The sequence below is a fragment of the Halomonas sp. PAMB 3232 genome, from assembly GCF_031954225.1.
GTDB lineage: Bacteria > Pseudomonadota > Gammaproteobacteria > Pseudomonadales > Halomonadaceae > Vreelandella.
The window spans coordinates 1,786,249-1,810,217 of sequence record NZ_CP134865.1; the positions used below are offsets into that span (position 1 = coordinate 1,786,249).

21 protein-coding genes, 4 tRNA genes and 2 pseudogenes are annotated in these 23,969 nt (G+C 60.2%); 4 read left to right on the top strand and 23 right to left on the bottom strand.

What is annotated here, in order from left to right; genetic code table 11:
* Positions 1-20: 20 nt before the first annotated feature.
* The 6 genes and pseudogenes from ybgC to RN346_RS08160 form a co-directional block, all read right to left on the bottom strand.
* Positions 21-419 carry a tol-pal system-associated acyl-CoA thioesterase gene (gene ybgC, locus RN346_RS08135; protein WP_263587315.1) on the bottom strand — a complete coding sequence of 133 codons (399 nt, stop codon included), beginning with the start codon at positions 417-419 and terminating at the stop codon, positions 21-23.
* 59 nt (positions 420-478) lie between these two features.
* Positions 479-1,516, bottom strand: coding sequence for a Holliday junction branch migration DNA helicase RuvB (gene ruvB, locus RN346_RS08140; RefSeq protein ID WP_263584129.1), 1,038 nt, complete (start codon positions 1,514-1,516; stop codon positions 479-481).
* A gap of 59 nt (positions 1,517-1,575) precedes the next feature.
* On the bottom strand, positions 1,576-2,184 hold the full coding sequence (gene ruvA, locus RN346_RS08145) for a Holliday junction branch migration protein RuvA (protein ID WP_311962653.1): 609 nt from the start codon (positions 2,182-2,184) through the stop codon (positions 1,576-1,578).
* 119 nt (positions 2,185-2,303) lie between these two features.
* Entirely contained in the window at positions 2,304-2,855 is a 552-nt protein-coding gene (gene ruvC, locus RN346_RS08150) for a crossover junction endodeoxyribonuclease RuvC (RefSeq protein WP_263584127.1), read from the bottom strand.
* A gap of 129 nt (positions 2,856-2,984) precedes the next feature.
* Positions 2,985-4,766 (bottom strand): aspartate--tRNA ligase, encoded by a 1,782-nt coding sequence (gene aspS / locus RN346_RS08155; protein ID WP_311962654.1) that lies wholly within the window; start codon positions 4,764-4,766, stop codon positions 2,985-2,987.
* 133 nt (positions 4,767-4,899) lie between these two features.
* Positions 4,900-5,178 (bottom strand): annotated as a pseudogene (locus RN346_RS08160) (FmdB family zinc ribbon protein); the annotation flags it as partial.
* 187 nt (positions 5,179-5,365) lie between these two features.
* On the opposite strand from RN346_RS08160, the gene RN346_RS08165 reads away from it, so the two are divergent.
* The gene (locus RN346_RS08165; RefSeq protein WP_311962655.1) at positions 5,366-6,313 is read left to right on the top strand and encodes a D-2-hydroxyacid dehydrogenase; all 948 of its coding nucleotides are present in this window, start codon (positions 5,366-5,368) and stop codon (positions 6,311-6,313) included.
* A gap of 33 nt (positions 6,314-6,346) precedes the next feature.
* On the opposite strand, the gene RN346_RS08170 is transcribed toward RN346_RS08165, so the two are convergent.
* The 9 genes and pseudogenes from RN346_RS08170 to RN346_RS08210 all read right to left on the bottom strand — a co-directional run bounded on the left by RN346_RS08170 (position 6,347) and on the right by RN346_RS08210 (position 15,376).
* The gene (locus RN346_RS08170) at positions 6,347-6,622 is read right to left on the bottom strand and encodes an acylphosphatase (protein WP_311962701.1); all 276 of its coding nucleotides are present in this window, start codon (positions 6,620-6,622) and stop codon (positions 6,347-6,349) included.
* Between the two features lie 21 nt (positions 6,623-6,643).
* Positions 6,644-7,543, bottom strand: a pseudogene (locus RN346_RS08175) (YihY/virulence factor BrkB family protein); the annotation flags it as partial.
* Between the two features lie 152 nt (positions 7,544-7,695).
* Positions 7,696-8,613 carry a LysR substrate-binding domain-containing protein gene (locus RN346_RS08180; RefSeq protein ID WP_263584124.1) on the bottom strand — a complete coding sequence of 306 codons (918 nt, stop codon included), beginning with the start codon at positions 8,611-8,613 and terminating at the stop codon, positions 7,696-7,698.
* Positions 8,614-8,646: 33 nt separating this feature from the next.
* A complete protein-coding gene (gene cls, locus RN346_RS08185) occupies positions 8,647-10,065 on the bottom strand; it encodes a cardiolipin synthase (protein ID WP_263584123.1) in 1,419 nt (472 codons plus the stop codon).
* Positions 10,066-10,165: 100 nt separating this feature from the next.
* Positions 10,166-11,671: a fumarate hydratase gene (locus RN346_RS08190; RefSeq protein WP_311960781.1), complete on the bottom strand. Its 1,506-nt coding sequence runs from the start codon at positions 11,669-11,671 to the stop codon at positions 10,166-10,168.
* Positions 11,672-11,871: 200 nt separating this feature from the next.
* Complete coding sequence (gene nei / locus RN346_RS08195; protein WP_311962656.1) at positions 11,872-12,696, bottom strand: endonuclease VIII; 825 nt, start codon at positions 12,694-12,696, stop codon at positions 11,872-11,874.
* A 2-nt stretch (positions 12,697-12,698) separates the two neighbouring features.
* A complete protein-coding gene (gene uvrB, locus RN346_RS08200) occupies positions 12,699-14,723 on the bottom strand; it encodes an excinuclease ABC subunit UvrB (protein ID WP_311960782.1) in 2,025 nt (674 codons plus the stop codon).
* A gap of 24 nt (positions 14,724-14,747) precedes the next feature.
* Entirely contained in the window at positions 14,748-15,182 is a 435-nt protein-coding gene (locus tag RN346_RS08205) for an OsmC family protein (RefSeq protein WP_311960783.1), read from the bottom strand.
* Positions 15,179-15,376 (bottom strand): hypothetical protein, encoded by a 198-nt coding sequence (locus tag RN346_RS08210; protein WP_263587268.1) that lies wholly within the window; start codon positions 15,374-15,376, stop codon positions 15,179-15,181. The genes RN346_RS08205 and RN346_RS08210 overlap by 4 nt, the downstream gene beginning before the upstream one ends.
* Before the next feature lie 208 nt (positions 15,377-15,584).
* Here RN346_RS08210 and RN346_RS08215 point away from each other — a divergent pair, with 208 nt between their 5' ends.
* The gene (locus RN346_RS08215) at positions 15,585-16,538 is read left to right on the top strand and encodes a folate-binding protein (protein ID WP_311962657.1); all 954 of its coding nucleotides are present in this window, start codon (positions 15,585-15,587) and stop codon (positions 16,536-16,538) included.
* 101 nt (positions 16,539-16,639) lie between these two features.
* Here the strand turns inward: RN346_RS08215 and RN346_RS08220 are convergent, their stop codons facing one another.
* The 7 genes from RN346_RS08220 to RN346_RS08250 form a co-directional block, all read right to left on the bottom strand.
* Positions 16,640-18,229: a peptide chain release factor 3 gene (locus RN346_RS08220; protein WP_263587266.1), complete on the bottom strand. Its 1,590-nt coding sequence runs from the start codon at positions 18,227-18,229 to the stop codon at positions 16,640-16,642.
* A gap of 222 nt (positions 18,230-18,451) precedes the next feature.
* Positions 18,452-18,661, bottom strand: coding sequence for a putative motility protein (locus RN346_RS08225; RefSeq protein ID WP_311962658.1), 210 nt, complete (start codon positions 18,659-18,661; stop codon positions 18,452-18,454).
* A 114-nt stretch (positions 18,662-18,775) separates the two neighbouring features.
* A complete protein-coding gene (locus tag RN346_RS08230; protein WP_311962659.1) occupies positions 18,776-20,020 on the bottom strand; it encodes an FAD-binding oxidoreductase in 1,245 nt (414 codons plus the stop codon).
* 340 nt (positions 20,021-20,360) lie between these two features.
* A tRNA-His gene (locus RN346_RS08235) sits at positions 20,361-20,435 on the bottom strand.
* Between the two features lie 53 nt (positions 20,436-20,488).
* A tRNA-His gene (locus RN346_RS08240) sits at positions 20,489-20,563 on the bottom strand.
* A gap of 55 nt (positions 20,564-20,618) precedes the next feature.
* Positions 20,619-20,695, bottom strand: a tRNA-Arg gene (locus RN346_RS08245).
* Positions 20,696-20,783: 88 nt separating this feature from the next.
* A tRNA-Pro gene (locus RN346_RS08250) sits at positions 20,784-20,860 on the bottom strand.
* Positions 20,861-21,061: 201 nt separating this feature from the next.
* Between RN346_RS08250 and folD the strand changes: the two genes are divergently transcribed.
* Positions 21,062-21,916, top strand: coding sequence for a bifunctional methylenetetrahydrofolate dehydrogenase/methenyltetrahydrofolate cyclohydrolase FolD (gene folD, locus RN346_RS08255; RefSeq protein ID WP_311962660.1), 855 nt, complete (start codon positions 21,062-21,064; stop codon positions 21,914-21,916).
* Between the two features lie 54 nt (positions 21,917-21,970).
* Positions 21,971-22,675, top strand: coding sequence for a 5'-methylthioadenosine/S-adenosylhomocysteine nucleosidase (mtnN, locus tag RN346_RS08260; RefSeq protein WP_311962661.1), 705 nt, complete (start codon positions 21,971-21,973; stop codon positions 22,673-22,675).
* A 134-nt stretch (positions 22,676-22,809) separates the two neighbouring features.
* Here the strand turns inward: mtnN and pyrC are convergent, their stop codons facing one another.
* Positions 22,810-23,847 (bottom strand): dihydroorotase, encoded by a 1,038-nt coding sequence (gene pyrC / locus RN346_RS08265; RefSeq protein ID WP_311962662.1) that lies wholly within the window; start codon positions 23,845-23,847, stop codon positions 22,810-22,812.
* Positions 23,848-23,969: the final 122 nt, after the last annotated feature.

Sequence of the window (23,969 nt, forward strand, 5' to 3'; positions counted from 1 at the left end):
GCAAGTGCCGCGCTCAAGCGTCAAGCCGATGACGTCTGGCACTCGGCCGAAACCGTTCGGAGCGCTTCGGGCCATGCCCGGGGGCGCAGCGTGTGGCGATCAAGGCAGGCTATCTCGACTGTCGCGCGGCAAAGGAGTTCCTCGTTTCGCCAAACGCGCTGCTCGAACGTCATCCTGCAGCGGCCCATATGCTCGACGTGCGCATCGACGCTGAGCGCATCGTCGAGCCTTGCCGGCTTGCTGTAGTGACAAGCCAAGCGGTATACCACTAGCTGCGTGCCTTCGTCCAGCAGCGTTTGCTGGGAAAAGCCCAATGCTCGTAGCCATTCGCTGCGAGCGCGCTCCATGAACTTCAAATAGTTAACGTAGTAGACGATGCCGCCGGCGTCGGTATCCTCGATGTAAACGCGCACCGGCAGTTGAAACGCCTGGTTTTGTTTACATTGGCGCTGTTCGCACTCAACTGGTTCGGACTGGCTCACGGGCGGCGCTCCCCTTCCACATCGACGCTCTGCTCGTGGGGCACGCGATCGAAATGCAGCCACGCCTGGCGTGTCACCATGCGACCGCGCGGCGTGCGCATCATCAAGCCCTGCTGGATCAGGTAGGGCTCGATCACGTCCTCGATGGTATCGCGCTCCTCGCCGATCGCCGCCGAGAGTGAATCCACGCCAACCGGGCCGCCGTCGAACTTGTCGATCATGGCGAGCAGCAAGCGCCGGTCCATGTGATCGAGCCCGTGGTGATCCACGTTTAGCATATTGAGCGCGGCGTCCGCTAACGCTGCGTTAACGACGCCGTCGCCCTTGATGTCGGCGTAGTCGCGCACGCGGCGCAAAAGCCGGTTGGCGATTCGCGGCGTGCCGCGCGAGCGCCGGGCCACTTCGATGGCGCCCTCCTCGTTGGTTTCGACGTTCAAGAGCCTGGCCGAACGGGAGACGATTTCGGTCAGCTCTTCGAGGTTGTAAAACTCGAGGCGCTGTACGATGCCGAAGCGGTCGCGCAGCGGCGAGGTCAAAAGCCCGGCGCGGGTGGTGGCGCCGACCAGGGTAAAGCGTGGCAGGTCGAGCTTGATCGAGCGCGCCGCCGGGCCTTCACCGATCATGATATCGAGCTGAAAATCCTCCATCGCCGGGTAGAGAATTTCCTCGACGACTGGCGAGAGCCGGTGAATTTCATCGATGAAGAGGACGTCCCCCGGCTCCAGGTTGGTGAGCATCGCGGCGAGATCGCCGGCGCGCTCGAGCACCGGGCCTGACGTGGATTTGAGCCCAACGCCCATTTCGGTGGCGATGATGTTGGCAAGCGTAGTTTTGCCAAGCCCTGGCGGGCCGAACACCAACGTGTGGTCCAGGCTCTCTTCGCGCAGGCGCGCCGCGCCGATGAAGATCTCGAGCTGCTCGCGCACGCGCGGCTGGCCGATATAGTCGCGAAGCTTTTTAGGCCGAATGGCGTGGTCGAGCCGCACTTCGCCCTGTTCCGGCGCGGCGGCGATGAGCCGGTCGTGTTCTAGCATAAAACCCCATGACTGGCTGACGTAGAATTGGTTGGCCTCGAATGAGTGGGTGCGTTCACTCAGCCTCCCATGCGCCGCGTCAGCGCCGCCTTGATCAGCGCTTCGGTGCTCTGATGCGGATCAAGGTCGGACAGCATTTTAGCGGCTTCGGTCAGCTTGTAACCCAAACTCACCAGCGCGGCTTCGGCGTCGGCGGTGTTGTCGCGCGGTGGCGCCTCGCCGGTGGCGCCTTCCAACGCCAACGGCGCGTATTCACCTCGCTCCCATTCCGGGAACCGGTCACGCATCTCGATAATCAGCCGCTCGGCGGTTTTCTTGCCCACTCCTGGAAGCTTGGTCAGCGCCTTGGCGTCGTCGTCGCGCACGCAGCGCATGAAGGCGTCTTCATCCATGCCGGAAAGAATCGCAAGTGCAAGCTTCGGCCCCACGCCGTTGACCTTGATCAACGCGCGAAACAGCGCGCGTTCCTGCTCTCGGGCGAAGCCGTACAGCAGGTGCGCGTCATCGCGGATCGTCAGGTGGGTGTAGAGCGAGACTGGCTCGCCCGGAGCGGGCAGCGCCACCAGGGTCGTCATCGAGGCCTCCAGCTCATAGCCGACGCCGTGCACGTCGACGACCACCCAGGGCGGGTGTTTTTCCAGCAGCGCGCCGCTTAAACGACCAATCATGAACGACCTCATTCCCAAACCAGAAGATGATCAAGCGCTGGCGGGCAGCGCTCGAAACCGGGATTACTATATGACGACTCTGTACTTATGACCAGTGGTGCCGGTGCCTTGTGGCGTTGTCAAAGCCGCCAGCGCCCGCTCGAACGACGCCTGGCGCCGCGCGCGGGCGTGGCCAGAAGCCCCTGGCCCGCGTAGGCGTGGCTCAGCGCGATCGCCAACGCGTCGGCGGCGTCGGCCTGGGGCGTGGCGGAAAGGTTCAAAATCGCGGTGACCATGTGCTGCACCTGAGACTTGTCCGCGCCGCCCTGGCCGGTCACCGCCTGCTTGATCTGGCGGGCAGCGTATTCGGCGATGTTTAAGCCGTGGTTGGCCATGCACACCAGCGCCACGCCCCGGGCCTGGCCAAGCTTGAGCGCTGAATCCGGGTTTTTGGCCATGAACACGCGCTCGACGGACACTTCAGTAGGCCGGTGAAGCCCGACCACCTCGGCAAGGCCGGCGTAAATTTGCGCCAGGCGCTGCTCGAGTGCCCCGTCGGCGGTACGAATACAGCCGCTGGCAACGTAGACCGGCCGGGCGTTGACCAGCTCGATCACGCCGTAGCCGGTGATTCGCGAGCCCGGGTCGATGCCCAGAATGCGCCGGGGCGGATCAGTGGGCCGTTCATTCATGTTGCTGCTCTCCAACCGGCTGGTCTCCAGCCGGCAAAGGTGGGCCTCTTGTCTGAATAGAAAGGCACCTTGAAACGAAAACACCGGCGCGAACGCCGGTGTTTGAGCCTGCTCGATAGTGAGACGACGTTACTGCGCGGCGTCTTCGGCTTTCGCTTTCTGGCGCAGGCGGATGTTGAGCTCCTTGAGCTGCTCGGCGCTCACCTCGCCCGGGGCGTCGGTCATCAGACACGCCGCGCTTTGGGTTTTCGGGAAGGCGATCACTTCACGAATGGTCTTCGCGCCGGCCATCAGCATGACCAGACGGTCGAGGCCGAAGGCCAGGCCGCCGTGGGGCGGCGCGCCGTACTGAAGCGCGTCGAGCAGGAAGCCAAACTTCTCCTGGGCTTCCTCTTCACCGATGCCCAGGATCTCGAACACGCTGCGCTGCATGGTTTGATCGTGGATACGGATCGAGCCGCCGCCGAGTTCGGTACCGTTGAGCACCATGTCGTAGGCGCGCGACAGCGCCTGGGCCGGATTGGCCTTGAGCTCTTCCGGCGAGCAGGACGGTGCGGTAAACGGATGGTGCAGCGGGCTCAGGCGGCCGCTGCCATCGGTTTCGAACATCGGGAAGTCGACGACCCACAGCGGCGCCCACTCCTGGGTGTAGAGTTTGAGGTCGGCGCCGAGCTTGACGCGCAGCGCGCCGATCGCTTCGTTGACGATCTGAGTCTTGTCCGCGCCGAAGAAGATGATGTCGCCATCCTCGGCACCGACACGCTCCAGAAGCTCTTCGACCACGTTCTCCATGAACTTGACGATCGGCGACTGCAGCCCTTCGAGGCCCTTAGCGCGCTCGTTGACCTTGATCCAGGCCAGGCCCTTGGCGCCGTAGATACCCACGAATTTGGTGTACTCGTCGATCTCCTTGCGCGACAGGCTGGCGCCGCCCTTGACCTTCAGCGCGGCCACGCGGCCATCGTCGGCGTTGGCCGGGCCGGAGAAGACCTTGAAGTCGACCTGCTTCATCAGGTCGTCGACGTCGGTCAGCTCGAGCGGAATGCGCAGATCCGGCTTGTCGGAGCCAAAGCGGTCCATGGCCTCCTGCCAGGTCATGCGCGGAAAGTCGGGCAGCGTGACGTCGAGCACTTCCTTGAAGAGCTTTTGGATCATCGACTCGGTGATACCCATGATATCGCTCTCCTCGACAAAGGAGGCCTCGATATCGATCTGGGTGAACTCGGGCTGACGATCGGCGCGCAGGTCCTCGTCACGAAAGCACTTGGCGATCTGGTAGTAACGATCGAAGCCGGCGACCATCAGAAGCTGCTTGAACAGCTGCGGCGACTGCGGCAGCGCGAAGAATTCGCCAGCGTGGGTGCGGCTCGGAACCAGGTAGTCGCGCGCGCCTTCCGGTGTTGCCCGGGTCAGTACCGGCGTCTCGATGTCGAGAAAGCCTTCGTTTTCGAGAAACGCGCGTACGCTGTGGGAAATGCGCGAGCGCAGGCGCAGCTTCTCGATCATGTCCGGGCGGCGCAGATCGATATAGCGATGCTTCAAGCGCACTTCTTCACCGACCTTGCCGTGTTCATCGAGCTGGAACGGCGGCGTAGCGGCGGTGTTGAGTACCTCGACGTCCTTGGCCAGCACTTCCACCATGCCAGTGGGCATGTTGGGGTTCTGGGTACCTTCCGGGCGCAGACGGACGCGACCGGTAATACGCAGCACGTATTCATTGCGAGCACGGTCGGCGGTTTCGAACGCCTGGGCGGTATCCGGGTCGACGACGAACTGCGCGATGCCGTCACGATCGCGCATGTCGAGGAAAATGACCCCGCCGTGATCACGGCGACGGTGGACCCACCCACAAACGGTCACCGTTTGATCTACCAGAGTTTCGTTAAGCTGGCCGCAATAATGGCTGCGCATGTTTCATCCTGTTCTGTTACGTGGCAATAAAAGTGGCGCGGGCATCGCGCCGTGACCGGCGCGGCTAGGCCGCGGCGCCCTTATCCTTTGATGAACCGCCTTTTGACGAGCCGTTTTTCGACGAGCCATCCTTTGCAGAGCCGCTCGGCGTAGGCGCGTCGCTTTTCGCACTGGTGCTATCCTTACCGCTCGAGGCGCCCTGACTGTCCGCGGCAAGATTTTTCTTACCACCGGTCTTGAAATCGGTTTCGTACCAGCCGCCACCGGCCAGGCGAAAGCCCGCCGCCGATACCAGCCTTGAAAGCTCGTCCTGGGCACATGCCGGGCAGTGGGTCAGCGGGTCGGCGCTGATTTTCTGTAATTTTTCCATGCGATGACCGCAGGCCTTGCACTCATACTCATAGATGGGCATGTTGATGGCTCCTGAAAAGCTCAACTGGACAGGACGTCGATGACCCAAGCGTTGCTGGGCCGTGACAATATGTGGCCTGTGGTCATAAATTCCAAGACAGCGGCCCGCAAAGCCGCCCATTATACCCTTTTGTGCCCCCTGCCAAGCAAGGTTTGGCGGGGCTCGCCGTCCATATGGAGATCATCAAATGCCCCACGCGGTAATGCTCGATGCGAAAAGCATGGGTCCTGGTATCGATTTCACCGCCATTCGCGACAGCGTGTCGTCGCTCGAGGTGTTCGACCAGACAGCGTCGGACGAGGTTGTCGAGCGGCTCAAGAACGCTGATATCGCGCTGGTCAACAAGGTCAAACTGAGCCGCGACGCCCTCGACGCCCTACCCTCGCTCAAGCTGATCTGCGTGATGGCCACCGGGGTCAACAATATCGATATGGACGCCGCCAGGGACAACGGCATCGCGGTGAAAAACGTCACCGCCTACGGTACGGCGAGTGTCTCGCAACACACGCTGATGCTGATGCTCACCCTGGCCGCGCGCTTGCCGCGCTATCAGCAGGATGTCGCCTCCAGGGCCTGGCAGCAGAGTGCGTTTTTCTGCCTGCAGGACTACCCAACGCTGGAGCTTGCCGGCAAGCAGCTCGTGATGGTCGGCCAGGGAGAACTCGGCTCCGAAGTAGCGCGGCTGGCCGAGGCGTTTGGCATGAACGTGCGTTTTGCGGCCCGCCCCGGCGATGAGGCGAACGACGAGCGCCAAAGTCTTGATGAGCTGCTGCCCCAAGCCGACGTGATCAGTCTGCACTGCCCGCTCAACGAACAGACGAAGCATCTGATCAACCAGGCGCGCCTGGAGAAAGCGAAATCCACGCTTTTACTGATCAACTGCGCCCGCGGTGGCATCATCGATGAGCACGCCGCGCTGCAAGCGCTTCGCGACGGTCAGATTGGCGGACTCGCCGTCGATGTGCTGCCCGAAGAGCCGCCTCGCGAGGGGCACGCGCTACTGGATGCGCTGACAGCCATTGAGCCGCTCAATCTGATCGTCACCCCGCACAACGCCTGGATCACTCCCGAAGCGCGTCAAAACATCGTTCGTTTGACCGCCGAGAACATCGACGCCTACAAAAAGAGCGCCTGAGGCGCTCTCGTAAAACGGGTTTTGCCACGGCCCTCATGCCGTGGTGAAACTTTCGGGCACGTGGGCCTCCTTGACTTGCTCGAGGCTCACGTCAGTCACATGAGCGCCTTCCGGGCCATGCCATAGCCAATCGACGAGCGAGTCGACCGCCTCCTCTTCCCCGCATATCAGTACCTCGACGCGGCCGTCGGAGAGATTTTTAGCGTAGCCGCTGACACTGGTGGCCAGCGCCTTTTCCCGTGTGGTGCTGCGAAAATTGACGCCCTGGACCTTCCCTGTCACAAATGCCCGTACGCTTTTAGTCGACATGTCAGCCTCCTTGAACTCCTTCACGAACTCGTGCTTGACGCGAACGGCGCTGTTACGCGGAATGATCGCCCGACCACGGCGGGTCAATAGCGAGCGCGTAAACGCCGCGCCGAACAGCAGAATCAGCGAACTGTAATAGACCCATAAAAGCACCATGACCACCGAGCCCGCCGCCCCGTAGGTCGAGGCCGTGGCGGTATAGGCAAGATAAATGGCGATCAAATTGCGCCCGATGGTGAATAGAATCGCCGTGACCAGGCCGCCAATGAACACGTCTCGCCAGCGCAGCACGACGTCCGGCAGCACCTTGAAGATGGTTGCGAACAAAAGCGTCACCATGCCAAGCGATACCAGCGACTCGACCGCGCGGGTAAAAAAGCTGACATAGGGCACGATATAGTTCGCCGCCTGCAGCATGCCCCTCACCACGACGCCCAATACCAGCGATACCAGCAGGATGAAGCCGATGGCAAGCACCACGGTGAGCGACAAAAGACGGGTCTTGATGAAGATGAATACGCTGTTGGAAGTAGGCTTGGCGGTTACATCCCAGATCGTGTTGAGCGAGAACTGCATCTGACCAAAAACGGTCGTTGCGCCGATCAGCAGCGCTCCAAAGCCCAAAAGCGTTGGCAGCAATCCCGACTCCTCGATACGCGATTGGGCGACCGCCTGCTCGATGGCGGAGGCCGCATCGAGGCCGAGCGTTCCCTGAAGCTGAGCCACGATCTGCCCCTGGGCAGCTTCTTCACCGAGCACCATACCAATGACCGTCACGGCGATGATGATCGTTGGCGCGAGCGAAAAAAGCGTATAGAAGGCCAAGGAGCCTGCGTAGCTAAAGGCGTTTCGCTCGAGCCAGAGCGCGATGGCGTCCTGCACCACGTGCCACCAAAAAAGCAGTGTTCTTTTTACCTGCATGTTGATTCCCTTGCAAAATGCATTATAAGTGCGCCTTATATCGAGCGCTTGTATGGTCTGATCAGCATATCTAACTATAGTCTGCCGCGCAGCGTTGTCGTGATGTCGGCAAAACTTGCCCCTAAGCGCGCAATGAACGGCTTTGAGGATTATCAGGCCTGCAAAAAGTCGCGGGGAAGCTTCATCATCTGGCGCCACAGCCGCTCGACGCCCGGTTTGTGGACCAACGAGCAGCGGTAAAGGCGAATTTCCAGTGGGATATCGAGACTCTCGTCGCCGGCGCGTACCAGCCGGCCACTTTTAAGCTCTTCGCGAATGCAGAAATCCGGGATCCAGGCCATGCCTACGCCTTGCAGCACCATCCCTTTCAGCCCTTCCGCCATTGCGGTTTCGTACACCGTACGCAGATTCAATCGGCGCGGGTCGTTCTTGAGCACCATGTGCACGCTTTTACCCAAAAAAGCCCCCTGGCTATAGCTCAGATATGGTACCGGGTCGGGTTGGTCGAGGGTAAACAGCGGCTTGCCCTGTGCGTCTGCAAGCGATACCGGCAGCATGTTGACGTTACCGATCGAAAACGAGGGAAAGACCTTGGTGTCGAGCTGCATGGTGGCAAAGGGGTCGAAGTAGGCGAGCATCAGATCACAGTTGCCCTCGCGCAGCACGTGGATCGCTTCGCCGACGTTCATGGCCACTAATCGGGTGGGTAGCTCTCCCACTCCCTTTTGCAGCCGCGAGATCCAGGGGGGGTAGAAACTTAGCGCAAGCGAGTGCGCCGCGACGATATCCAGCGCCTCGTTGGCGATCGATAGCCCCCTCAAGTGGTTCAACGATTCATTGAGCTGATCGACCAGGTTGCGCGCGGTGACCAAAAAAAGTTGGCCCTCCGCAGTCAGCCCGATGGGTGTGGTCGAGCGATCCACCAGCGTGGTGCCCAGCGCCTGCTCCAGAGCGCGAATGCGCCGGCTGAACGCGGGCTGAGTGACGTGGCGCTGTCGTGCAGAGGTGGAAAAACTGCGCGTATTGGCGAGCGCGACGAAATCCTCGAGCCATTTGGTTTCCAGATTCACCCGGTTCTCCTCGATTCGGCCTTCATCCTAGCGCTACTGAATGGGCGCGGTTAAATACGCGGCTCGCGACACGACCTTTTTCCAAAGCGGGCGATTGCGAATTTCATCGATCGTCACGCGACGACAGTGGGTAAAGTCCTCTTCCAGCATGTGGGCGACGCTCAAGGCAAAGGATTCAGACGGCATATACGCGGTAATTTCGAAATTGAGGCGAAACGAGCGGTTATCCAGATTTACCGTGCCAACCGTTGCGGCTTCTGAGTCAATAAGCATAACCTTTTGATGTAGAAATCCGGGAAGATAACGGTATATTTTTACACCCGCACGCAGCATGTCGGGTAAAAATGAAAAAGCCGAAAGAAACACCAGAAGATGGTCCGGACGCTCGGGGATCATGACGCGCACGTCCACTCCCCGCATGGCCGCCAGGCGCAGCGCGTCCTGAACGCCCTGGTCCGGCACGAAATAGGGGCTGGTCACCCATAGCCGGTCGTTGGCGCTATGAATCAGCTGCTGTACCAGAAGACTTGCGGTATCGTGCTTGTCTGCCGGCCCGGAGGGTACGATCACCACCTGATGATCCATTTGGGCGTGATTTTCCGCGTGCCAATTCAGCGTGATCACTTCCCCGGTCGCCCAGTGCCAATCTTCCCAAAAAGCTTCCTGGAGGCCGAGTACGCCCGGGCCCTGAAGCGCCAGGTGCGTATCTCGCCAGGGGCCGTGACGCGGGTTCTCCCCCAGATATTCGATACCCACGTTGAAGCCCCCGACCCACCCCTTTTTACCGTCTACCACCATGATCTTGCGATGGTTACGAAAATTGAGCTGAAACCGGTGCTTGAAGCCGCGGGAAGATCCGAACGGGCTAACCGCTACCCCTTCGCTTTCGAGCTCCTTGAAGTAGCTGTCGCGCAGTTTGCGGCTGCCAAGCTCATCATAAAGAAAGTAGACCCGTACGCCGCGCCTGGCCGCCTCGAGCAGGCGCGCTTTTAGTGCCTGACCAAGCCGGTCGTCACGTACGATGAAAAATTGCAGCAGCAGGTAGTCGGTCGCCTCGTCGATTCCCTGAAACAGATTTTCGAAAGTGGCTTCCCCATCGATCAGGAGCTCGGCGTGGTTACCCTTGGTCAACGGCATCATCGCCAGTTGCTCGACCGCCTGAATGTCCCGCGTGGCGGGCAGCGAAATATGCGGCTTCATGTTATTACGATAGCGGCGCAACACGCGGCGCAACACGTTGTCTTTGGCGCCACGAGCGGTCACGTAGCCGTAAAAGCGCGGCCGGCCGAACAGCCAGTAAGCGGGCAGCGCAACGTAGGGGAACGTGAGAAGTGACATGATCCAGGCAACGGCGCCCTGGGAGGTACGGCTCGACATCAGCGCCATGACGGCGGACACGACCCCCATGAGATGAATCAGTAAAATGGCCGTACCGATAAGCCATGAGGTCATCTAACGCTCCCTGCCATGGACATGAATTCCCTTGTGATTTCGCATGTGCAAAAGCCCCGCAATACGGGGCTTTGTCGGTCTATAATTGCAGGCGTTCAGTTTACGCGGTTTCGGCGATGATTGCCTTCCATTTGGCCGGGCCGGTCTGGTGCACCGACGTACCTTTCGTGTCGACGGCGACGGTGACCGGCATGTCTTCTACTTCGAATTCATAGATGGCTTCCATCCCCAGGTCCTCGAACCCGACCACGCGCGACTTCTTGATTGCCTGGGCGACGAGATAGGCCGACCCGCCGACGGCCATCAAATAAACCGCCTGGTTGTCGCGAATCGCCTCGATAGCAGCCTCGCCCCGCTCCGCCTTGCCGACCATGCCCAAAAGGCCGGTCTCCTCGAGCATGGTGCGAGTGAACTTGTCCATCCGCGTGGCGGTGGTCGGACCCGCGGGGCCAACCACCTCGTCGCCGATTGGGTCGACCGGGCCGACGTAGTAAATGAAGCGCCCTTTCATATCGACAGGCAGCGGTTCGCCCTTGCTGATCATGTCGGTCATGCGCTTATGGGCGGCGTCGCGCCCGGTCAAGAGTTTGCCGTTGAGCAGCAGCGTATCGCCCGGCTGCCAGGTTTTGACTTCTTCCGGCGTGACGCTGTCGAGATCGACCCGCTTGACGTTTTCACCCACTTCGCGAGTAATCTCCGGCCAGTCCTCGAGTTTGGGCGCAGGCAGCGCGACCGCGCCGGAGCCATCGAGGGTGAAGTGCGCGTGACGGGTGGCGGCACAGTTGGGGATGATGGCGACCGGCTTGTTCGCCGCGTGGGTCGGGTAATCCTTGACCTTGATGTCGAGCACCGTGGTCAGGCCACCCAGGCCCTGCGCGCCGATACCGGTTTTGTTGACTTTATCGAACAGCTCCAAACGCAGCTCTTCGGCACGATTACTCGCCCCACGTGCCTGCAAATCCTGAATGTCGATCGGATCGAGCAGCGCTTCCTTGGCGATTTCCATGGCTTTCTCGGCGGTGCCGCCGATACCAATACCGAGCATGCCCGGCGGGCACCAGCCAGCGCCCATTTTAGGTAGCTGTTCCAGCACCCAATCGACGACGCTATCGGACGGGTTCAGCATCGCGAACTTGGATTTCGCCTCGCTACCCCCGCCTTTCGCCGCCACGTGGATATCGACCTTGTCGCCGGGCACGAGCTTGTGGTGAATGATGGCGGGCGTATTGTCTTTGGTGTTCTGGCGCTTGCCGTCCGGGTCGGCAAGCACCGAAGCGCGCAGTACGTTGTCGGGCAGCAGGTAGGCGCGGCGAACGCCCTCGTTGACCATATCGTCGAGGCTCATGTCCGCCTCCCAGGTCACGTTCATGCCCACGTGAACAAACACGGTCACGATGCCGGTATCCTGGCAAATCGGCCGATGGCCGGTGGCGCACATCCGCGAGTTGATCAGGATCTGGGCGATGGCGTCCTTGGCGGCAGGGTTCTCTTCGCGCTCATAAGCGGCCGCCATGGCGTCGATAAAGTCTTTCGGATGGTAATAGGAGATGTACTGAAGGGCGTCGGCAACGCTTTGAATAACGTCATCCTGCTTGATCACGGTCATGAACAACGGGCTCCTCGGTGGATCGATTTCAAGCGGCTATTTATCAAGGGGATTTTTCAACCCGTTAGCCGTTCTAATTCATCGATTATACCTGATCGCTGCATCGCCGGCAGCTTTGCTGTTGTCGCTGGATTTTTTGCAAAGACCTAAATTATAAATTTTTTATGTTGCATAAAAGATAACGGTATAAATATTTATCGTTAAGTCGCCGGCTGGCAGTGCGGGCACCAGTAAAGGCGCCGCGACCCTACCATTTGTCGTTCGATGATGTCGCCACAGCGATGACATGAGAGCCCGGCGCGCTCGAATACGCTAAAGCGCCATTGGCGCCTGGTTTCACCCGCTGCCTTGGCCTGCTCGATCCACGCCTCGCGGTTCGTCACGCCCGCCTGCCGGTAAGCCTGCCACGTGGTGTCGATAATGATCTGCGCCAGCTGCTCTCGCTCGTTATCGCCAAGGTCGACCGGGCGCTTTTTGGGGTTGAGCCCGGCGTAGAACAAAATTTCCGAGCGTAAATAGTTGCCGAGCCCCGCCACGAGCCCCTGATCCAGCAGCAGCGCCCCGAGGCTTCGACGGTGAAAACGCGAATCGTCGAGCCGCGCCAGCACGCTGGCAGCCGAGACGTTTTGACTCAAGAGATCCGGTCCAAGCCTTGCGAGAAACGGATGTTCATTAAGCGCATCAGCGTCGAGTAGCGCGATGCTTGATGCGCTGTAGAGACTCGCCGCCCTGCCCTCGGTGACGAGCCTTACGCGCAGCGAGCGATTGGTCTGAGGCGGCTTGTGGGCGGCGTGGAGTTTCCATACCCCGTAGAGCTGATTATGAGAATAGAGCACGCGCTGGTTATCGAAACGAATCAGCATCGCCTTGCCGCGGGTTTCGACGGCTTCGACCCGCGTGTCGGTCAGGGAATCCGCCTGGGTTTGTAGCTCTTCGAAGGCGAACCAAGCGTGCTCCAGCACGCGCCCGCCAATCTGTTTTTCGATGCGATCCGCTGCGCGGCGGATCTCTGGTCCTTCCGGCATGTTTACCCCAGTACCAGCTGTTTCTCTTTCATTTGGTTGAGCTGGTCGCGAAGGCGCGCCGCTTCCTCGAATTCAAGATTCTGGGCCGCCTCGAACATGGCGTCTTCCAGCTTGCCAATCGCTTCACCCAGCTCGTGCTGGCCCATGTTGGCGATATCGTAGTCCGGCGTAGCACTTTTCTTGCGATCTGCCCCGCGACGGCCGTTGGTCTTCTTCGCCCCGGGGGCCTGGGCTGCCTCGAGAATGTCGGCCACGGAGCGCGTGACGGTGGTCGGCGTGATGCCGTGCTCTTCGTTGTGCGCCATCTGTTTGGTGCGACGCCGCTCGGTTTCGTCCATCGCGCGGCGCATCGAGTCGGTAATACGATCGCCGTAGAGAATCGCCTTGCCGTGGGCGTTACGCGCAGCACGGCCGATGGTCTGGATGAGCGAGCGCTCGGCGCGCAGAAAGCCCTCCTTGTCCGCATCGAGAATCGCCACCAGCGACACCTCGGGAATATCCAGGCCCTCACGCAGCAGGTTGATGCCCACCAGCACGTCGAATTTGCCCAGGCGAAGATCGCGGATGATCTCGACCCGCTCGACGGTGTCGATATCCGAGTGCAGGTAGCGTACGCGCACGTCGTGGTCGTCGAGATATTCGGTCAAGTCTTCGGCCATGCGCTTGGTGAGGGTGGTGACGAGCACGCGCTCGCCGACCGCCGTGCGCTTGTGTACCTCGGAGAGCAGATCATCGACCTGGGTACTGGCCGGGCGCACTTCGATTTCCGGGTCCAGCAGGCCTGTCGGGCGAACCACTTGCTCGACGACCTGGCCCGCGTGTTCGGCTTCGTAGTTGCCGGGCGTGGCGGAAACGAAGATCGTCTGCGGGCAGATCGACTCCCACTCCTCGAATTTCATCGGCCGGTTGTCCAGCGCCGAGGGAAGCCTGAAACCGTATTCGACCAGCGTTTCCTTGCGCGAACGGTCGCCCTTGTACATGCCGCCCACCTGCGGAACGCTGACGTGGGATTCGTCGATGAACAGCAGCGCGTCGTCGGGCAGGTAGTCGAAGAACGTCGGCGGCGCATGGCCTGGGTCGCGCCCGGAAAGATAGCGTGAGTAGTTCTCGATACCGTTGCAGTAGCCAAGCTCCAGCATCATCTCGATATCATAGAGCGTGCGCTGCTCGAGACGCTGCGCTTCCACCAGGCGTTCGTGCTTTCTAAGCCACTCCAGGCGCTCCTTGAGTTCACCCTTGATCGACTCGATCGCCTCGAGGATCGTTTCGCGCGGAGTGACGTAGTGGGATTTCGGGTAGATCGTCATGCGCGGCACCTGACCGCGCACGTCGCCAGTCAGCGGGTCGAACAGGCGGATGGAGTCGATCTCATCGTCGAACAGCTCGACCCGCACCGCCTCCTCGTCGGAGTCCGCGGGAAAAATATCGATGACGTCGCCGCGTACCCGGTAGGTGCCGCGGCGAAAATCCATGTCGTTGCGCGTGTACTGAAGTTCGGCAAGGCGGCGCAGGAACGCGCGCTGATCGATCAACTCGCCCCGAGTAAAGTGCAGGCGCATCTTCAGGTACTGGTCCGGGTCACCCAGGCCGTAAATTGCAGAGACCGATACCACGATCAGCGCGTCGCGGCGCTCCAGCAGCGCCTTGGTCGCCGACAGGCGCATCTGCTCGATGTGATCGTTGATCGAGGCGTCCTTCTCTATGAAGGTGTCCGAGGACGGCACGTAGGCTTCCGGCTGGTAGTAGTCGTAGTAGGAAACGAAGTACTCGACCGCGTTGTCCGGAAAGAACGCCTTGAACTCGCCATAAAGCTGAGCGGCCAGGGTCTTGTTAGGCGCCATGACGATGGTCGGGCGCTGAAGCTGTTGAACGATATTGGCCATGGTGAAGGTCTTGCCCGAGCCGGTCACGCCCAACAGCGTTTGATGGGCAAGCCCCGACTCGAGCCCGTTGATCAGGCCCTTGATGGCATTGGGCTGATCGCCCGCAGGCTGAAACTTCGACGTTAGCCGGAACGCTTTGCTCATCACTACTCCCGTTCTTGAAAAGGACTATTGGCGCGAGGCGTCAGTCGCACTCGCAAGCCGGGTCTCGATGGTGACCGTTGCCTCGGTCATCAAGCGCTGCACCGGGCAGCGGCTGCTGATGTCCAGAAGTTTCTGTTTCATCGCGTCATCCAGCGGCCCCTGGAAGTCGAGACGTACGTCCAGCCCATATTCGCCTTCACGCTCCTTGCGGTCGTCACGCGCAATGGTCACCGTGATACCTTCGAGCGGCCACTCCTTGCGCCTGGCGTACATCTGCACGGTGATCGCCTTGCAGCTGCCCAGCGCCATATCGAAGTAGTCGTGGGGGTCCGGGTCCTGGCCGTCGCCGCCAAGCCCTTTGGGGGCATCGGCGTAAAGGGCCTCGATGCTTTCGACCTCGATACGGTGGCGAAACGTCCGGTTGCGTTCGCTGATCAGCGTGATGGGGGTGCGCATCATGAGACCTCGACGCCTAGCTTGAGATCCTTCACCGCCTTGACGAGGGTCTGGTGGCTCGCCCGTCCTTCCACTTCCGCACCGTGGCGGCCGACCTCCGCACTCTCCACGCCGTCGAGCATCATTAGCGCGGTGGTGATTCGGTTGACCTGATCGGCGTTTTGTACACCCTTGAAGCTCAGCGATTGAGTAGCCATGACACGTCCTTTACTTGAGCCGGCGCCAGCGCCGGTAAACTCGTGCAAAGGCTTGCTGCAAAACCGGGCAGCAGAACCTATGCAAAACTGATACAGACCGAGAAGTCTAGCACGGCGGGCCAGGCTTGCAATTACAACCTGGCGCCCGCACCTGCCTTGAGTAGTGTTAGGCTAGACGCATTCTCAATCCCCTTGCCGTGGAGCATGTATGGCAACCGAACACCTACCCACTTTTAATGGTGAAGTGCGCCTCGATCACCTATCAATACTGGACATCAAGGGCGAGAACGCCGAGAAGTTCCTTCAGGGCCAGACCAGCGCCCAGGTGAGCCTGGCCAACGGTTCTTTCGCCCCGCTCACCTGCTTCTGCACGCCCAAGGGGCGCATCATCGCCAACGGTCAGCTTTTCCGGGTTGCCGAGCACCATTATCGCCTGCTGGTCAGCACCACGCTGGCGGACAAGCTCGCGACTCACCTTAAAAAGTTTGCCGTGTTCTATCGCGCCGAGCTTAGCCTCAATTGCGCCATCGCTCTGGTGGGTGCCGGACCAGCCCAGGCCCTCGAGCGCGCCAGGGCACTGGGGCTCGTGCTACCCGCAAGCGGCTATCTGCACAGTGGCGACGAGAAGGCATCGGTACTGCGTCTGCCTTTTGAAGAGCGCTACCTCTTTTGTATCGAGGACGATATGCCCGACGCCGATGCGGCGCTCGAAAACGCCTGGCGGCTGGCGGACATTCGAAGCGGCATCGCCTGGCTTGACGAAGTCCAGGAAGATCATTTCCTGCCGCAAATGATCAACTGGGAAGCGCTGGGGGGTATCAGCTTCAAGAAAGGGTGCTACACCGGCCAGGAAGTCGTAGCGCGGGCGCACTTTCGCGGCCAGGTCAAGAAGCGCTTGGTGCGCGCAAGCCTGAAGGCGGATGCACTGCCCGCCGCCACTGAATCGCTGGTAAGTGACGAAAACAAAAGCCTGGGCGAGGTGGTCAGCAGTGCCTTTGGTGATCAGGGGCACGTCGAGCTGCTGGCGGTGGTGGCAACCAAGGCCATCGAGGAGCCGCTGCCGCTTTATTTGAACCAGCAGCCCGTAACGCTCGAGTCGCTGCCCTACGCCGTCGAGCGCCTGGACCCGGAGCAGCTCTCGGCGAGTCTGATGTCGACCTAACGAGCCCGCTATATCAAACGGCCCGGCAAACGTCAGTCTGCCGGGCCGTTTTGCCTGAAGCCGCGTTATGCAATAAACGACTTCAACATGCTACGAGAGACTTAGTGCTCGCGGGTAGGCTGGAAGCGAATGTCTGGCCAGCGCTCCTGAGTCATCTGCAGGTTGACCCGGGTCGGGGCGATATAGGTGAGATAGCCTCCGCCATCGATGGCAAGGTTCGCACTCGCTTTGCGCTTGAACTCCTCAAGCTTCTTCGCATCGTCGCAGTATATCCAGCGGGCGGTCTGCACGTTCACCCCTTCGTAAATACAGTCGACCTTGTACTCCTCTTTCAGGCGGTGCGCGACTACGTCGAACTGCAGCGTTCCCACCGCGCCGAGAATCAGGTCGTTGTTGTCCATCGGCATGAAGACCTGGGTGGCGCCCTCTTCCGAAAGCTGCTGCAAGCCTTTCTGCAGCGCCTTCATTCTCAGCGGATCTTTCAGGCGCACGCGCTTGAAAAGCTCCGGGGCAAAGTGTGGGATGCCGGTAAAGCGCATGTCCTCGCCCACGGTGAAGGTATCGCCGATCTGTACCGTGCCGTGATTGTGCAGGCCGATGATATCGCCAGGCCAGGCTTCCTCGACCTGGGAGCGGTCCGAGGCCATGAAGGTCAGGGCGTCGGCGATCTTGACGTCCTTGCCAATACGCACGTGGCGCATCTTCATGTTCTTCTCGTACTTGCCGGAGCAAACCCGTAAAAAGGCGATGCGGTCGCGGTGATTCGGGTCCATGTTCGCCTGAATCTTGAACACGAAGCCGGTGAAGCGCTCGTCACTGGCGGTCACTTCCCGGGTGTCGGTCTCGCGCGGCTGCGGCGCCGGGGCGTATTCGACGAAGCCATCGAGCATTTCGCGCACGCCGAAGTTGCCCATGGCGGTGCCGAAGTAGACCGGGCTCAGCGCGCCGCGCCGGTAGGCGTCGAGATCGAAAGCGTGGGAGGCGCCGCGCACCAGCTCGATCTCCATGCGAAGCTCTTCAGCCTGCTCTTCACCGAGCAGCGTATCGACTTCCGGACTATCCAGCCCTTCGATGCGCTTGTCTTCGGAAATACGATTGCCTTGGCCCTGGGTATAGAGATGGATCACATCGTTATAGAGGTGATAAACCCCCTTGAAGTGACGCCCCATACCGATCGGCCAGGTCATCGGCGCACACTGAATGTTGAGAACCGTTTCGACCTCGTCCATCACCTCGATCGGGTCGCGAATGTCACGGTCCATCTTGTTGATGAAGGTGAGAATCGGCGTGGTGCGCAGTCGGCACACTTCCATCAGCTTGATGGTACGGTCCTCGACGCCCTTGGCGCCGTCGATCACCATCAGGGCGGAGTCGACCGCGGTCAGCGTCCGGTAGGTATCTTCCGAGAAGTCCTCGTGACCGGGGGTGTCGAGCAGATTGACGATACGCCCACCATAGGGGAACTGCATCACCGAGGTGGTCACCGAGATACCGCGCTCCTGCTCCATCTTCATCCAGTCGGATGTCGCGTGGCGGTCATTGCGCTTGCTCTTGACCGAGCCCGCCATCTGAATGGCGTTTCCAAACAGCAGCATCTTCTCGGTAATCGTGGTTTTACCCGCATCCGGGTGCGATATGATAGCGAAGGTGCGTCTAAGCTCCGCTTCACGGGCCAACTGCGTCTCTTTCATCGTGCCTCAATAAACATGTGTACTCAGCCATGTACTCAAGACATGTGCTAATAAAGTTGAGCGGGCTGAGTGAGTAGGATTGGGGCGAATTGTAACGTTCCGGGCCAAACGGTGCCACGCCCTTTCAAGCGTGCTATCGAATGCCTGCATAGGTGCATAAAAAAAGAGCCGCCAATAGCGACTCTTTTTTGTTGTAGCCTACACCAGGTGGGGTTTGCTCGATCAAGCGTAGGTGTTGATTTGCGTTCCCAGCGACCCTTCGGTTGCCAGATCCGGCTGCGCCGTCACGTTGGCACTGGCCAGTACTTCGGTCACCTGCTGGGCCTGCATGTCGAGTGCCTGGCGAAAAAGCTGCATTTGCGCCTGTTCAGCGGTTTGCGCCTGATTCATGTAAAGCGCCTGACTAACGGCGTTGCTAGCTGTGATATCCATTATCTCACCTCACATTAAAACCGTAATGTCGTCAAGCTTAGCAAGCACTAGAAAAATGCGCCAGCAAAGCGCCATTTTACCAATTCAAAAAACCGGTTCATTAAAACCTATTTATTAGAAACGATCGGCGCGAAACGGCGACATATCGATGGCAGGTGTCTTGCCTTCCATGATATCCGCCAGAAGCTCGCCGGTCGCAGGCCCCAGAGTAAAGCCCTGATGGCCGTGACCGAAAGCGAACCATAGCCCTTGATGGCGAGGCGCCGGGCCAATGATCGGTTTCATGTCCGGTAGACACGGCCGTGCGCCCTTCCAGGCGACCGGCTCCTTGCGCTCGGCGAGCGGGAAAACGCCCCGAGCGACGTTTTCAGCAGCCTCGAGCTGGTGCTCGTCTGCCGGCGACTCAAGCCGGTCGAGCTCGGCGCCGGTGGTCAGACGCACACCCGCGTTCATGGGCGCTAGCAGATACCCGACCTCGGCATCCATCAGCCAGTAGTTGAGCTTCGCCGGCGCCTGTGTGGCGTAGTGCATGTGGTAGCCGCGCTTGACGAACGTGGGAATGCGATAGCCAAGCTTCGAGGCCCACTGGCCCGCCCAGGGGCCCAGCGCCATGACCACATCGTCGACCGCAAGCTCACACTGATCGGTCTTTACCCGATAGCCTTCGCCTTGGGGCTCCACATCCTCGATATCGGCCTGAAGGATGGTACCGCCTTGCAGAACGAACGCATTGGCGTAAGCGGCCACCAGCGCCCCCGGGTCGGCCACCGTCCAGGGATCGAGCCAGTGGATGGCGCCGATGATCTTCTCACTCAGATCCGGCTCCTTTTCGATGAGCGCGGCGCGGTCCAGCACCTCGAAGCGAACGCCATAGAGCTTGAGCGCCTCTTTGGCCTCGACCCCGCGCTTGTCGAGTTTTTCCTGAGTCCGGTAGATTTCCAGCCAGCCATCCCGACGCACCAGATGACCCGCGCCGGCCGCTTCGATCATCTTGCCGTGCGCCTCCAGGCAAAGCCCGATGAGTGAGGCGTACTCGGGAACGATTTTCTGATACCGCCCGGTGGAAGAGTTGTGCCAGTAGCTCACAAGTGGCGAAAAAGCGTTGAGCATGCCTTTGGGGCGGTAGCGAATGTCGACGCGCCTGTTGGGCAGTACGCTTAAAATCGTTTTCATGTCCCGAGGAAACGCGTAAGGGCGAACGGCTTCTCGCTGAACGATGCCGGCGTTGCCATAGGAGGTTTCGCGTCCGGGCTGGCGCCGGTCGATCAGCGTTACGTCGAAACCCCGCTTTTGAAGATGCCACGCGACGCTGACGCCCACCATTCCCGCACCGAGTACCGCTACCTGCCGCTTGGCCATCGACTCTCTCCCGCCCTGTCATTATGTGTGGTGGTAAAACTGGATATCCTGAATGAGGATAAAATTACCACCTCTTGCGGGCGCAATGCACAGCGGAATCGACCGTTTTAATCGTTTTACTCAGGCTGAAATATTGGTTTATCTGATTCCGCGGTGGAAAATGTCTTTAAAGCCCAATAAACAGGAAAAAACACTACGGCCAATAAAGTGACTTTATTGAGCAGGAATGGCCATTTGAAAAGGTTTAAAACGCACAAAACCTTCGAGGCGAAAGCGCTCGAAGTAGGAGAAAATACGATAGGAGGAAACATTGACCAACGGAGGGAAAAGTAAAGGTTACTGGGGTGGATGATGGGGATCGAACCCACGACCACCGGAGCCACAATCCGGGGCTCTACCACTGAGCTACATCCACCACAACCTGTTACCTGTACTGCCTTGACCATACGCTGCTTTGACTGCCATCAATGGGGTGGATGATGGGGATCGAACCCACGACCACCGGAGCCACAATCCGGGGCTCTACCACTGAGCTACATCCACCATTGACGCTAAAGCAAAACGTACTGCCTGCGCTCGAGCACTGCGACCACTTTCGTGGCACGCCCAGCAGGACTTGAACCCGCAACCTACGGCTTAGAAGGCCGTTGCTCTATCCGGTTGAGCTATGGGCGCACAAGGTATTCTCGAACCGAACACCGCTGAGCACTCTACCACAACCCACGCCCGGAGAAGCTCTATGCCACTTGAAGCGCGAGGTACGTGGTCGGGATGGAGGGATTCGAACCCCCGACATCCTGCTCCCAAAGCAGGCGCGCTACCAGACTGCGCTACATCCCGATGACTACCCTTGACGCTGCCGCTTGGCCCGTCTCAAGCGAGGCACATACTACTATTTTTAATTTTAAAGTCAAGACTTAAAGGCTTTGACGCTGTTCGCTTTGCCTACCAGGCCCAACATGCGAAAATTGGTCATTCGCTGACGTCTCCACCTTGCGTCGGCTTTTGATTCGCTCATCACCTCCTAAGGGACCTCACTACATGACCGCCCAACTCATCGATGGCAAAACCATCGCCGCTAATGTCCGCCATCGCGTTGCCGAGAAAACCGCTGCCCGCTTACAGGCCGGCGCTCGCGCCCCCGGATTAGCCGTGGTGGTGGTAGGCGATGACCCGGCCTCTCATGTGTACGTCAATAACAAACACCGCGCCTGCGACCAGGCCGGCATTCTCTCCTTTCAGCATCAGCTCTCGACCAACACTACCCAGCACGAGCTCGAAGCACTGGTCGACCGTTTGAACAACGACACCCAGGTCGACGGCATTCTGGTTCAACTGCCGCTGCCGGAGCATCTGGATGCCCGCCCGATCCTCGAGCGCATTCGCCCGGACAAGGATGTCGACGGCTTTCACCCCTATAACCTGGGCCGGCTGGCTCAGCGTTCTCCCGCGCTACGCCCCTGCACGCCCAAGGGGATCATGACGCTGCTATCAGAGAGTGACATCGACGTGCGCGGCCTGGACGCCACGGTGGTCGGCGCTTCCAACATCGTGGGCCGGCCGATGGCCATGGAGCTGATGCTGGCGGGCTGTACCACCACCGTGTGTCATCGCTTCACCCAGAATCTGGAGGCTCACGTTCGCCGCGCGGATCTGGTCGTGGTCGCCGTAGGCAAGCCAGGGCTCGTCAAGGGCGAGTGGATCAAGCCAGGGGCCGTGGTCATCGATGTCGGCATCAACCGCCAAGAGGATGGCAAGCTCGCCGGCGACGTGGATTTCGAAGCGGCCGCCGAACGCGCAAGCTTCATCACGCCGGTACCCGGTGGCGTCGGCCCGATGACCGTGGCCACGCTTTTGGAGAACACCCTGGAAGCCGCCGAAGCGCACGACGCTTGAATCACCTGAACGACTCCCCCACTGGACCTACAATCGACCAAGGAGCACGCCCGAGTGCAACGCATTGGAATCATCGGCGCGATGGCGCAGGAAGTAAGCATACTGGCGGGCCAGCTCGAAGGGGTTGAGCGCCTCGAGCATGCCGGGTTCGTGTTCTATAGCGGCACGCGTCACGGCCTCGAGGTCGTCATCCTGCAGTCAGGTATTGGTAAGGTGAACGCCGCGGTGGGTACGGCGGTGCTGCTCGAGCGCTACCAGCCCGAGGCGATCATCAATACCGGCTCGGCCGGCGGCTTCGCCCTGGATCTCGATATCGGCGACATCATCATCTCGAGCGAAGTGCGCCATCACGATGTCGATGCGGTGGTGTTCGGCTATGAAATGGGTCAGGTACCCGGCATGCCCGCCGCCTACGTGGCCGATAGCGCGCTTTGCGACGTCGCCCGTCAGGCAATTATCGACCTTGGTGAAGTGAACGTGCGCGAAGGTTTGATCGCAACCGGCGACGCCTTCATGGCGGACCCGGCGCGCGTTGCCGCCACACGCGCGCAGTTTCCCGCAATGCTTGCGGTCGAAATGGAAGCCGCGGCCATCGCGCAAACCTGCTATCTCTACGGCTGCCCCTTTGTGGTGATCCGTGCGCTTTCCGATATTCCCGGCGCCGGCGACAATCACCTCTCCTTCGAGCAGTTTCTGGACATCGCGGCGGATCACTCCTCGCGCATGGTCGACGCCATGCTGATCCGGCTCGGTCAATAAAAGACCTGGCTAATAAAAGACCTGGCCAATAAAAGCGCCTGACGCTTCTTCAAAATGCACGTCGTCAAAACACATCGAGCGCGCCTAACGGCGCGCTCGATGTGTTTATATCAACAGCACTTTCCAATGCACTGTTAGCGCACCATCGACCACTCCAGCGCTTCTCCGGCCAGCAGCGGTACGATCGAGCATCCGTCGCCGTAAGCGTAGTGGGAGGGCAGCGCCAGCGCACGACGCTCGAGGGTAACGCGATCAGCATTCGGCGCCAGCCCGTAAAAGCGTGGGCCGTTGAGGCTCGCGAAGGCCTCGAGTTTATCGAGCGCTCCCATTTGATCGAAGGCAGTGGCGTAAAGCTCGAGCGCTGCCGGCGCGGTGTAGGCGCCCGCGCAGCCGCAGCTCGACTCCTTGTCGGCCTTCTCGTGCGGCGCGCTGTCGGTACCCAAAAAGAATTTCGGGCTTCCGCTGGTGGCGGCTTTCAGCAGCGCCTGGCGGTGCTGTTCACGTTTTAGAATCGGCAGGCAGTAGTAGTGCGGGCGAATGCCGCCGGCCAGCATCTGGTTCCGGTTGAACAGAAGATGATGCGCGGTAATCGTGGCGGCCAGGTTATCGGGGCCATTGGCCACGAACTCGGCGGCCTGCTGGGTCGTGATGTGCTCGGACACCACCTTGAGCGTCGGGTGGCGTTCGAGCAGCGGCTTGAGCACGCGCTCGATAAAGGCCGCTTCGCGATCGAAGATGTCGATATTGCTATCGGTCACCTCACCGTGAATCAAAAGCGGCATGCCGACCCGCTCCATGGCGGTAATCGCGGCCTCGCAATGGGCGATATCGGTCACCCCGGACGCCGAGTTGGTCGTCGCTCCAGCCGGATAGAGCTTGACTGCCTTGACCACACCGCTGGCATGCGCCTTCTCGATCTCGTCAGCGGTGGTGAAATCGGTCAGGTAGAGCGTCATCAAGGGCTCGAACGCACTGTCCGGCGCGAGCGCCTTCAAAATGCGCTCGCGGTAAGCCAGCGCCTGGTCGGTCGTGGTGATCGGCGGCTTCAGATTGGGCATGATGATCGCACGCCCCATCTGCGCGGCGGTGTGGTTCACGACCGCCTCGAGCACCTCGCCGTCGCGCAGGTGAAGGTGCCAATCATCAGGGCGAGTCAACGTAATAGAGTCCACGGTCTATCCTTTACAAGCGGTATGTAGAAAGCGCCCGCCAGTATACCCGAAGCCAGCCAGGGATGAATCCGGAGCTTCGATGCAACGGTTCGACCAGCAGTTTAATCCTCCGCCGGGGGGCC

Excerpts from the sequence above, each read along its gene's own strand:
- uvrB (WP_311960782.1), bottom strand. The coding sequence starts at position 14,723 with ATGAGCAAAGCGTTCCGGCTAACGTCGAAGTTTCAGCCTGCGGGCGAT.
- ruvA (WP_311962653.1), bottom strand. The coding sequence starts at position 2,184 with ATGATTGGTCGTTTAAGCGGCGCGCTGCTGGAAAAACACCCGCCCTGG.
- cls (WP_263584123.1), bottom strand. The coding sequence starts at position 10,065 with ATGACCTCATGGCTTATCGGTACGGCCATTTTACTGATTCATCTCATG.
- RN346_RS08170 (WP_311962701.1), bottom strand. The coding sequence starts at position 6,622 with ATGTCGACTAAAAGCGTACGGGCATTTGTGACAGGGAAGGTCCAGGGC.
- RN346_RS08210 (WP_263587268.1), bottom strand. The coding sequence starts at position 15,376 with ATGGCTACTCAATCGCTGAGCTTCAAGGGTGTACAAAACGCCGATCAG.
- ruvB (WP_263584129.1), bottom strand. The coding sequence starts at position 1,516 with ATGCTAGAACACGACCGGCTCATCGCCGCCGCGCCGGAACAGGGCGAA.
- RN346_RS08215 (WP_311962657.1), top strand. The coding sequence starts at position 15,585 with ATGGCAACCGAACACCTACCCACTTTTAATGGTGAAGTGCGCCTCGAT.
- RN346_RS08220 (WP_263587266.1), bottom strand. The coding sequence starts at position 18,229 with ATGAAAGAGACGCAGTTGGCCCGTGAAGCGGAGCTTAGACGCACCTTC.
- nei (WP_311962656.1), bottom strand. The coding sequence starts at position 12,696 with ATGCCGGAAGGACCAGAGATCCGCCGCGCAGCGGATCGCATCGAAAAA.
- aspS (WP_311962654.1), bottom strand. The coding sequence starts at position 4,766 with ATGCGCAGCCATTATTGCGGCCAGCTTAACGAAACTCTGGTAGATCAA.
- RN346_RS08225 (WP_311962658.1), bottom strand. The coding sequence starts at position 18,661 with ATGGATATCACAGCTAGCAACGCCGTTAGTCAGGCGCTTTACATGAAT.
- ruvC (WP_263584127.1), bottom strand. The coding sequence starts at position 2,855 with ATGAATGAACGGCCCACTGATCCGCCCCGGCGCATTCTGGGCATCGAC.
- folD (WP_311962660.1), top strand. The coding sequence starts at position 21,062 with ATGACCGCCCAACTCATCGATGGCAAAACCATCGCCGCTAATGTCCGC.
- RN346_RS08165 (WP_311962655.1), top strand. The coding sequence starts at position 5,366 with ATGCCCCACGCGGTAATGCTCGATGCGAAAAGCATGGGTCCTGGTATC.
- RN346_RS08205 (WP_311960783.1), bottom strand. The coding sequence starts at position 15,182 with ATGATGCGCACCCCCATCACGCTGATCAGCGAACGCAACCGGACGTTT.
- RN346_RS08190 (WP_311960781.1), bottom strand. The coding sequence starts at position 11,671 with ATGACCGTGATCAAGCAGGATGACGTTATTCAAAGCGTTGCCGACGCC.
- RN346_RS08230 (WP_311962659.1), bottom strand. The coding sequence starts at position 20,020 with ATGGCCAAGCGGCAGGTAGCGGTACTCGGTGCGGGAATGGTGGGCGTC.